The sequence below is a fragment of the Streptomyces regalis genome (assembly GCF_001509475.1).
In the GTDB taxonomy this organism is placed as follows: Bacteria; Actinomycetota; Actinomycetes; order Streptomycetales; family Streptomycetaceae; genus Streptomyces; species Streptomyces regalis.
In genome coordinates this window covers 1-10,153 of record NZ_LLZG01000097.1, presented here as the reverse complement: position 1 = coordinate 10,153, position 10,153 = coordinate 1, and the positions used below count along the sequence as shown (strand labels likewise).

Genomic DNA, 10,153 nt, shown 5'->3' with positions numbered 1-10,153 from the left:
CCGGCGGTACGCTGACCAGGCACATCCGCACACCCGCCCGCACCACCCACACCCACCCCAGAAGGGACCCCTCATGCCGCTGGAAGCCGGCCTCCTGGAGATCCTCGCCTGCCCGGCCTGCCACGCCCCTCTCAAGGAGCGGGACGCCGAGCTGATCTGCACCGCCCAGGACTGCGGCCTGGCATACCCCGTCCGCGACGGAATCCCCGTCCTGCTCGTCGACGAGGCCCGCCGCCCCGCGTAACGCGACGCCACGTCCAAGGGCGCAAAGACGACCGGTCGCCGTCCAAGAACAAGCCGATGACCGACGTACGGACACCGGGCCACCGGGCCACCGGCACGAGACGACTGCCGCCCGGCAACGGACGACCGGCACAAAAACAGCCCGCGCCCGCATAAAGACACCGCGCCCGCGCCAAGACAAACAAAGACACCCGCGGCTACCCCGCGACCGAGCAAAGACCCCGGCGAACACACCCGCGCAGAACACAACCCGCCGGATCCAAGCCCCAGACGACCCGGCGATCGGAGGCTGCCGCCCATGCTCGACGAATCGCTGCTCGACACGCCGGAGGCGCTCGCAGAGGCCGACCGCCGTGCCCTGCTGCGCGGCGCGGCCGAAGCAGGCGCCCGCGTCCGCACCGCCGCCCGGCACGCAGCCGAGGCCGGCGTCCACGACCTCAAACCCGACGGCCGCCCCCGCGCCATCCTCATCGCAGGCCCCGGCGCCGCCGCCATCTGCGTCGCCGACCTCCTCGGCACGCTCGCCGGCGCCACCAGCCCCGTCACCCGACTGGCCCCCGCCGGTGTCGCCCCCGCCTCAGGCGCCCTGCGCTGGGAGCTGCCCGGCTGGGCCGGCTCCGTGGACCTGCTGCTGATCACCACCCCCGACGGCTCCGAGCCGGGCCTGTCCCTGCTCGCCGAGCAGGCCTACCGCCGTGGCTGCACGGTCGTCGCCGTGGCCCCGGCCGGCTCCCCGCTCACCGAAGCGGTGCACAACAATCACGGCCTGTTCGTGCCGATGGCGACCGCCCCGTACGAGCAGGACGAACCCCTCGCGGCCTCCGCCCCCGGCGTCCTGTGGGCGCTGCTCACCCCGCTCCTGGCGCTCCTCGACCGCACCGGCCTGCTCGCCGCCCCGCCCGACGCCATCGAGAAGGTCGCCGACCGCCTCGACCACATCGCCGAACGCTGCGGCCCCGCCATCGCGACCTACAGCAACCCCGCCAAGACCCTGGCCGCCGAACTCGCCGACGCACTCCCGCTGATCTGGACCGAGGGCGTCTCCGCAGGCCCGGCCGGCCGCCGTTTCGCCGCCGCGCTCGCCGAGCTCTCCGGCCATCCCGCCCTCGTCGCCGAGCTGCCCGAGGCACTCGCCTCGCACAACGCCCTGCTCGCCGGCCCGCTCGCGGGGAGCGCCGACCCCGACGACTTCTTCCGCGACCGCGTGGAGGAGGCGCCCGCCCTGCACGCGCGCGTGGTGCTGCTGCGCGACCGGCCGATCGGCGGCCTCACCGCCGCGCCCGCCGCCCGGGACCTGGCCCTCAGCCATGACACGCCGATCAGCGAACTGGAGCCGGAGCCCGGCGACGAACTCGAGACCCTCGCAGAACTGATCGCCATCACGGATTTCGCCGCCGTTTACCTGGCGCTCGCCTCGGGAGCCTGATCTGTCCCAGGGCGCCCTGACGGCCGTACGCAACAGGGACTCGCGGTCGTACACAAGACGAACCCGCGCCCTACGCGAAGAGAACGAGCGCCCTACAGCAGCGTTCTACGTCCCACAGCAGCGTTCCACACGTACAGAAACCACGTCGGCCCACGGCGTACGCACAGAGAGCAGGCAGGCAACCGCATGGACCGCCTCGACAACACCGTCCGCCCCTACGCCTGGGGTTCCACCACCGCGATCCCGACGCTCCTCGGGGTCGAGCCGACCGGCGAACCGCAGGCGGAGATGTGGATGGGTGCGCACCCGGGCGCACCCTCGCGCACCGCGCGCGGGACGCTCGTCGAGGTCATCGAGGCCGACCCGGAGCGCGAGCTGGGCGCCACGGCCGTCGCGAAGTTCGGGCCCCGCCTGCCCTTCCTCCTCAAGATCCTCGCCGCCGGCGCCCCGCTCTCCCTCCAGGTGCACCCCAACCTGGAGCAGGCGAAGGAGGGTTACGAGGACGAGGAGCGCCGCAACATCCCCGTGGACGCCGGCCACCGCAACTACAAGGACGCCAACCACAAGCCGGAACTGATCTGCGCGCTCACCGAGTTCGACGGCCTGTGCGGCTTCCACGACCCCCTTCAGGCCGCCGACCTGCTCGACGGCCTCGGAGTCGACTCCCTCAAGCCGTACGTCGACCTGCTGCACGCCCACCCCGAGGACGCGGCCCTGCGCGAGGTACTCACCGCGATCCTCACCGCCGACCCGGAGGAGATGGCCCGCACCGTCACCGAGGCCGCGGCCGCCTGCTCCCACCTCGGCGGCGACTACGCCCCGTACGCCGACATCGCCCACCACTACCCGGGCGACCCCGGCGTCATCGCCGCCATGCTCCTCAACCACGTCCGCCTGCAGCCCGGCGAGGCCCTCTTCCTCGGCGCCGGCATCCCGCACGCCTACCTCAACGGCCTCGGCGTCGAGATCATGGCCAACTCCGACAACGTCCTGCGCTGCGGCCTGACCCCCAAGCACGTCGACGTCCCCGAACTCCTGCGCATCGTCCGCTTCGAGGCGGGCGACCCGGGCGTACTGCGCCCCGAGGCCGCCCCGGACGGCGAGGAGGTCTACGAGACCCCGATCGACGAGTTCCGGCTCTCCCGCTACGTCCTCCCGGAGGGCACCGCCGCGCACGACCTCACGCGCGCGACGCCGCAGATCCTGCTCTGCACGACAGGTTCCGTCCGGGCCGGGGAGCACGAACTGACGCCCGGCCAGTCCGTCTTCGTACCGGCGGGCGAAAAGGCCGAAGTGTCCGGGGCCGGTACGGTCTTCCGGGCCACGGTCGTCGCCTGACCGAGGGCATCCGACGACCCGGCGCGCCGTTGTCGGACCGGGCTGCAACAATGGCCCACCGGCAAAGGACGGGCAAAGCCGATCGGGGGCCGCGTGCTCCCCTCGACGACGCCCTGGACGGCGCACGTACGAAGGCTACGAAGGCCTACGAAGGCGAAGGGACAACGCGACACATGAGCGCGTCAGGCGGAACCAAGGCGATCGTGGCGGCACTCGCCGCCAACCTCGCGATCGCTGCATCGAAATTCGTGGCGTTCGCGTTCAGCGGCTCGTCGTCGATGCTCGCCGAGGGCGTGCACTCGCTCGCCGACTCCGGCAACCAGGCCCTGCTGCTGGTCGGCGGCAAGAAGGCGCAGCGCGAGGCGACTCCGCAGCACCCCTTCGGCTACGGCCGCGAGCGCTACATCTACGCCTTCCTCGTCTCGATCATCCTGTTCTCGGTCGGCGGCATGTTCGCCCTCTACGAGGGCTACGAGAAGATCAAGCACCCGCACGAGATCGAGCACTGGTACTGGCCGGTCGGCGTCCTCGTCTTCGCGATCATCGCCGAGACCTTCTCCTTCCGCACGGCCATCAAGGAGTCCAACGCCCTGCGCGGCAGGAAGTCCTGGAAGGAGTTCGTCCGCCATGCCAAGGCCCCCGAGCTGCCCGTCGTCCTCCTGGAGGACCTCGGCGCACTGGTCGGTCTGGTCCTCGCCCTGGGCGGCGTCGGCCTGGCCCTGCTCACCGGCGACGGCGTCTGGGACGGCATCGGCACCGTCTGCATCGGAATCCTGCTCGTCCTGATCGCGGTCGTCCTCGCCATCGAGACCAAGTCGCTGCTGCTCGGCGAGTCCGCGGGCGTCGAGGAGGTCACGAAGATCGAGGCCGCCATCGTCGACGGCGACACCGTCACCCGCATCATCCACATGCGCACGCTGCACCTCGGCCCCGAGGAACTCCTGGTCGCCGCCAAGATCGCCGTCCGGCACGAGGACACGGCCGCCGAGGTCGCCTCCGCCATCGACGCCGCCGAGTCCCGCATCCGCGAGGCCGTCCCGATCGCCCGCGTGATCTACCTCGAGCCCGACATCTACAGCGAGGCCGAGGCGGCCAAGGGCGCCGACCGCGAGGCGACGCCCGGCGGACCGGCGCCGCACGACGCCGGGCACTGAGGTCCCGTACGACGACGGGGCCCGCCGAGTCGATCGGCGGGCCCCGTCGCGCATCCCTGGCAGCGGGTGCCGTCACAAGTGCGGGGGCCACAACGCCAACTGCGCCGCCGGCCGCCGCCGCAGGTTCCGTGCCGTGATCCCGAGGACGAGCCCGACGATCGCAAGGAGCAGCCCGAGCAGCGTGGCCGCAGCGAGCAGCATCGGCCCCACATAGCTGTCGGTCACCCGGCCCATGACCCCGCCGACGGGCACCGCCCCGCCGTGGTCCTCGGCGAAAAACCGGGAGTCGCGCGCCATCAGACGGTGGTCGCCGAGCACGAACAGCCGGCCGTCCGGCACCGTCACGTCGTACGGGCGATGCATCCCGTCGGCGATGCCGTCCTTCACGTACGGCTCGCTGAGCGGCTCCCCGTTGACGGTCAGCCGCTCCCGCGCCGTGCCCGTGCCTTCGCAGCAGACGATGCGGTCGCCGCCCACGCCGATGACGCGCTGCATGACGGCCCGGTTCCCGTAGCGCTCCGGCGCCGTGTACAGCACGACGTCGCCCCGCCTCACCTCGTCCGTGCCCACGCGTTCGGCGACGATCCGGTCACCGACGGCGTACGTGGGCGCCATGCCCCTGCTCGACACGCTGGACAGCACATAGCCCGTCCGCAGCCACAGCACGGAGGCGATCACCAGCACCAGCCCCAGAAGTCCCACCACCCACCCCGCGACCGCGAGTCTTCGCCCCCGCTCCATCAGCACTCCCTCCCCAGGCGTAACGTCCGCGGCGGCAGAAAGCAGCCGCCGTCCGTGCAGCGTCCGCGCGGGCCCGCGGCGTTACAGCCGCGGACCCGCACTTCGGCCACTGCATCTCGCTCGCTTCCGCGTTTCCCGCCTCGGCTACCGGATCTCGCCCAGCACGCCGAGCACCGCGCCTTCGTCCCCGGCCGCCAGCAGCCGCTCCCGGAACCCGGCGTCCATCAACTTCCGCGAAAGCAGCGCCAGAATCCGCAGGTGCTCGTCGCCCGCGGCCGCTTCCGGTACGGCGATCATGAACACCAGCCTCGCCTTCGTACCGTCCAGCGAGCCCCACTCGACGCCCTCGGCGGACCGTGCGAAACCGACGACCGGCGCCGTGACCGCATCCGTCTTGGCATGCGGAATCGCGATCTCCTCCCCGAGCCCGGTCGTCCCCTGCGCCTCCCGCCGCAGCGCGGTCGCCACCAGCTCGCCCACGTCCGCGACCCTGCCGGTACGCGCCAGCAGTGCAGCCATCTCCCGGATCGCGGACTCCTTGTCGTCCGCGTCGAGTTCGACCTTCAGGGTCTGCTCGGTGAGGTATCCGGAGAGGACCTCGGCCGTGGTGCCCTCTGCGGCCGTAGCGCTCTTGGCGGCTGCAGCGCCGTCCGCGCTCGTCGTGGCCGCCGCCGACTCACGTACGGCCCCCCGCTCCACGACGGGACCAGTACCCGCCACTCCGACGCCCGCCCCGACCAGCGCCGACTCGGGACCTGCCGTACCCGTACCGGCACCCGTGCCCGTGCCGACGACCGCCATGCCACGCAGCCTGCGCTCGCTCAGGTCGATCAGCGCGACCGTCGTCAGCGCGGTGACGACCGAGCCGATCACCACGGCCACGAAGAACATCGGCACTCCGCTCACCGCGCCGAGCACGGCCACGATCGGCCCACCGTGCGGCACCGCGTCCTCGACCCCGGCGACCCCCGCGATCGCACCGGCCACCGCTCCGCCCAGCATGTTGGCGGGGATGACCTGCGCAGGCCGCGCCGCGGCGAACGGGATCGCGCCCTCGGAGATGCCGAAGCAGCCCATGAACAGCGAGGCGAGCCCCGTCTCCCGCTCCTGCTCGGTGTACAGCCGCTTCCGTATCAGCGTGGCCAGGCCCTGACCCAGCGGCATGACCGGGATCGCGGCCGCGCACATGCCCATGACCGTCTGATTGCCGGTCGCGATGAGCCCGGCGCCGAACAGGAACGCCGTCTTGTTGACCGGCCCGCCCATGTCGAACGCGATCATCAACCCGAGGATCGCGCCGAGCAGAATCGCGCTCGTGCCGGTCATCCCGCTCAGCCAGCTGGTCAGGTGCTCGAACACCCAGGAGATCGGCTTCCCGATGACGTACATGAAGAACAGCCCGAGCGCCGTGGTCGCCAAGATCGGGATCACGATGATCGGCATGATCGGCTGCACGAACTTCGGGACCTTGACCTTCTTGATCCACAGCACCAGATACCCGGCGAGAAACCCGGTCACGATCGCCCCGATGAACCCGGCGCCCGCCTTGGAGTCGTACAGCTCACCGGTGTTGGCGATCCAGCCACCGATCATGCCGGGCACGAGCGCGGGCCGGTCCCCGATGGCATACGCGATGTATCCGGACAGAATCGGCACCATCAGCGTGAAGCCGATGACGCCGACGTTGTTGATGTCCATCCAGAAGGAGTCCTTCGGGATGACCAGACCGCCCGACGGGTCCGTGTGCCCGCCCAGCGAGAGCGATATCGCGATCAGCAGCCCGCCGACCACGACGAACGGGATCATGTAACTGACCCCGTTCATCAGCGCCTTGTACCCGACGCTCCGCTCCTTGCCACCCGCCGCGGGGGGCGTGGGGGAGCCCCCTGCCGTGTGCACGGGCGCCGCCATCACCCGCTCGATCAGCCGCTCGGGATGGTGAATGCCCTCGGCCACCCCGACGGTGAGGACCCGCTTGCCCGCGAATCGACTCAGGTCCACGTCCTTGTCCGCGGCGATGATGATCCCGTCCGCGTGCTTGACATCGTTGTCATCTAGGACGTTTTCAGCCCCGATGGATCCCTGGGTCTCCACTTTCATCTCGATACCGCGGCTCTCGGCGGCCTGCGCGAGCTTCTCCGCCGCCATGTACGTGTGCGCGATGCCGGTCGGGCACGCGGTCACCGCGAGCAGCTGCAACCGCTTCCGCTCGCCACCGCCGCTGCCCGTGGGGGGAGGGCCGGCCGGACTTGTCACGTCGATCTCCTAACGCCTTTGTCATGCGGAAACGCCGTCCCGGACGTCCCGCAAGATCGATCAGATGTTCCGATTCCCTGGCATCCTGCACCACCGCGCCGCAGGCTCAAAGGCTCAAAGATCCCGCATCGTCCCGGTCTACCGCCTCCTGTTCGTGGTTCGTTGGTGTCCTGTTATCGCTCCCGCACCCGACCGTCACCTCACCTCCCGCCGACCCGTGAACGCCACCCTCGTCCTCCCCCTGCACGACTCTCTTGATGGCCTGATCTCTTCGGAGGCGGACTGGGGGCCACCGGGTCTCCCGGTGTAGCTTGGGACCGAGCCAGACGTCGCTGCTGATGGCGGTCGGGCGGTCCCGACACGGACCGACCGAGGGAGAGAGGGCCTCCGACGGACTGCGCTGCGCGTACGCGGGCATGCCTGTGTCCTCTTCGGGCACCCCGGTGTCCGCCGCCGCGCAGACCAGCCGTACCCACCCTCGACCCAATCCCGAGGAGCAGCTCGTAATGACGACTGTCGAGAACCGACAGGACTTCAAGGTCGCCGACCTCTCCCTGGCCGAGTTCGGCCGCAAGGAGATCACCCTCGCCGAGCATGAGATGCCCGGCCTGATGTCGATCCGCAAGGAGTACGCCGAGGCGCAGCCGCTGGCCGGCGCCCGCATCACCGGCTCCCTGCACATGACCGTGCAGACCGCCGTCCTCATCGAGACCCTGGCCGCCCTCGGCGCCGAGGTCCGCTGGGCGTCCTGCAACATCTTCTCCACCCAGGACCACGCCGCCGCCGCGATCGCCGTCGGTCCGAACGGCACGCCCGACAACCCGCAGGGCATCCCGGTCTTCGCCTGGAAGGGCGAGACCCTGGAGGAGTACTGGTGGTGCACGGAGCAGGCCCTGACCTGGCCGAACACCCCCACCGGCGGCCCGAACATGATCCTGGACGACGGCGGTGACGCCACCCTCCTCGTCCACAAGGGCGTCGAGTACGAGAAGGATGGCAAGGTCCCGGACGTCGACACCGCCGAGTCCGACGAGCACCGCGTCATCCTCGAACTCCTGCACCGCACCATCACGGACGGCTCGCAGAAGTGGACCCAGCTGTCCTCCGAGATCCGCGGCGTGACCGAGGAGACCACGACCGGCGTCCACCGCCTGTACGAGATGCAGCGCGACGGCGTCCTCCTGTTCCCGGCGATCAACGTCAACGACGCCGTCACCAAGTCGAAGTTCGACAACAAGTACGGCTGCCGCCACTCCCTGATCGACGGCATCAACCGCGCCACCGACGTCCTGATCGGCGGCAAGACCGCGGTCGTCTGCGGCTACGGCGACGTGGGCAAGGGCTGCGCGGAGTCCCTGCGCGGGCAGGGCGCCCGCGTGATCGTCACCGAGATCGACCCGATCTGCGCGCTGCAGGCGGCCATGGACGGCTACCAGGTCACGACCCTCGACGAGGTCATCGACAAGGCCGACATCTTCATCACCACGACCGGCAACAAGGACATCATCATGGCCGCGGACATGGCCAAGATGAAGCACCAGGCGATCGTCGGCAACATCGGCCACTTCGACAACGAGATCGACATGGCCGGCCTCGCCAAGGTCCCGGGCATCGTCAAGGACGAGGTCAAGCCGCAGGTCCACACCTGGACCTTCCCCGACGGCAAGGTCCTCATCGTCCTGTCCGAGGGCCGCCTGCTGAACCTGGGCAACGCCACCGGTCACCCGTCCTTCGTGATGTCCAACTCCTTCGCGGACCAGACCCTGGCCCAGATCGAGCTGTTCACCAAGCCGGACGCCTACCCGACCGGTGTGTACACGCTGCCCAAGCATTTGGACGAGAAGGTCGCCCGCCTCCACCTGGACGCGCTCGGTGTGAAGCTGACACAGCTCCGCCCCGAGCAGGCCGCGTACATCGGCGTCGAGGTCGAGGGCCCGTACAAGCCGGACCACTACCGGTACTGAGCCGAGCCGCTGCCGAGCGGAGCGTGTCCGTGCACTGACACGCTTCGCAGCAGCAGATCCTCAGAGGCAGGCCCCCGCACCCCCGTGCCGGGGGCCTGCCCCTTTGGCCATGCGGCCTCATTGGCCCGCGTGGCCGGACCAGCCCGTCAAGACCCAGGACCCCGATGCCCCGCGGCCGCTATTCGCTCCACGATCCGCACGATCACACCCCCTTCGCAGAAGAGCACTTCCACTGCGCCCCCGGCCCTTCCGGCTGGCGCTACGTCTCCCAGCTGACCACCCCTGCGGGCGATCACAGCGGCTCCGTCGACCTCGCCCTCGACGAACTCGGCCGTCCCGTCCGTCTCGAGCTCCACGCCGGCGGCTGGCAGGTACGCGGCGCCGCCCTCGAGGGCGTCACCTGGGTCCGTACCGACCCCACCGGGGCTCACGCCACGGAAGGCAATGTGCGCGCCCATGCCTTCACCGGGACGTCCCCCGCATTCCTCATCGCCACCACCCGTCTCCTGCGCCTCACCCCTTCCGCCTCGGCAATCCGCGTACGCCTCGTGGCCTTCACGGACCCGGTCCTCGCCCCGCGCACCGTGGACCAGTCCTGGGCTCTGGTGAACAGAGAAACACACGCCACTGACAACGCCCCCCTGACCGTGGACGAATACCAGGTCACAGCCCTGGACACGGGCGAGCAGCACGCCGTACACATCGCGGGCGACGTGGTCCTCGCGGCACCCGGCATTGAACTCGAGGACCTGGACTCACCGCCGTCGACGTTCGCTTGAGCGATGCCGGACAGACGGGAAGGCCGGGCGGGCCAGGCAGTGAGCCGGCGCAAGACTTTGTGGGCCCGGTACGGGGGCAGTCTCGCGGCGGTCGAGCGGCCGGACTCGCGGAACTGTCGGTTCGTTGCGCGCCCCGAGCTTGGACGTCGAGGTGCTAGTAGGACTCCGTTAGGTTGCTCTGGCTCTTGGGTTTGGGCTGGTGGCGGATGTTCTGGGCAGGGGGCGGTGGCAGGTGGTGCAGGTGCCGGTCCA

The 10,153-nt window shown here is 70.4% G+C and carries 8 protein-coding genes; 6 read left to right on the top strand and 2 right to left on the bottom strand.

From position 1 onward, the window contains the following. Window positions 1-73 precede the first annotated feature (73 nt). The 4 genes from ADL12_RS50390 (at window position 74) to ADL12_RS15220 (ending at window position 4,161) form a co-directional block, all read left to right on the top strand. A complete protein-coding gene (locus tag ADL12_RS50390; protein WP_079052057.1) occupies window positions 74-244 on the top strand; it encodes a Trm112 family protein in 171 nt (56 codons plus the stop codon). Window positions 245-541: 297 nt separating this feature from the next. Further along, the gene (locus tag ADL12_RS15230; RefSeq protein ID WP_062702626.1) at window positions 542-1,669 is read left to right on the top strand and encodes an SIS domain-containing protein; all 1,128 of its coding nucleotides are present in this window, start codon (window positions 542-544) and stop codon (window positions 1,667-1,669) included. Between the two features lie 186 nt (window positions 1,670-1,855). Further along, window positions 1,856-3,007: a mannose-6-phosphate isomerase, class I gene (manA, locus tag ADL12_RS15225; protein ID WP_062702624.1), complete on the top strand. Its 1,152-nt coding sequence runs from the start codon at window positions 1,856-1,858 to the stop codon at window positions 3,005-3,007. Between the two features lie 173 nt (window positions 3,008-3,180). Continuing rightward, complete coding sequence (locus ADL12_RS15220; protein WP_062702622.1) at window positions 3,181-4,161, top strand: cation diffusion facilitator family transporter; 981 nt, start codon at window positions 3,181-3,183, stop codon at window positions 4,159-4,161. Window positions 4,162-4,233: 72 nt separating this feature from the next. On the opposite strand, the gene lepB is transcribed toward ADL12_RS15220, so the two are convergent. Both lepB and ADL12_RS15210 read right to left on the bottom strand, forming a co-directional pair. Further along, the gene (lepB, locus tag ADL12_RS15215) at window positions 4,234-4,902 is read right to left on the bottom strand and encodes a signal peptidase I (RefSeq protein WP_079052056.1); all 669 of its coding nucleotides are present in this window, start codon (window positions 4,900-4,902) and stop codon (window positions 4,234-4,236) included. Between the two features lie 144 nt (window positions 4,903-5,046). Beyond that, window positions 5,047-7,158 (bottom strand): fructose-specific PTS transporter subunit EIIC, encoded by a 2,112-nt coding sequence (locus ADL12_RS15210; RefSeq protein WP_062702620.1) that lies wholly within the window; start codon window positions 7,156-7,158, stop codon window positions 5,047-5,049. Window positions 7,159-7,664: 506 nt separating this feature from the next. On the opposite strand from ADL12_RS15210, the gene ahcY reads away from it, so the two are divergent. Together ahcY and ADL12_RS15200 are read left to right on the top strand one after the other, a co-directional pair. Further along, window positions 7,665-9,122: an adenosylhomocysteinase gene (gene ahcY, locus ADL12_RS15205; RefSeq protein ID WP_062702618.1), complete on the top strand. Its 1,458-nt coding sequence runs from the start codon at window positions 7,665-7,667 to the stop codon at window positions 9,120-9,122. A gap of 164 nt (window positions 9,123-9,286) precedes the next feature. Beyond that, window positions 9,287-9,901 carry a hypothetical protein gene (locus tag ADL12_RS15200; RefSeq protein ID WP_062702616.1) on the top strand — a complete coding sequence of 205 codons (615 nt, stop codon included), beginning with the start codon at window positions 9,287-9,289 and terminating at the stop codon, window positions 9,899-9,901. The last annotated feature ends 252 nt before the right edge of the window (window positions 9,902-10,153 follow it).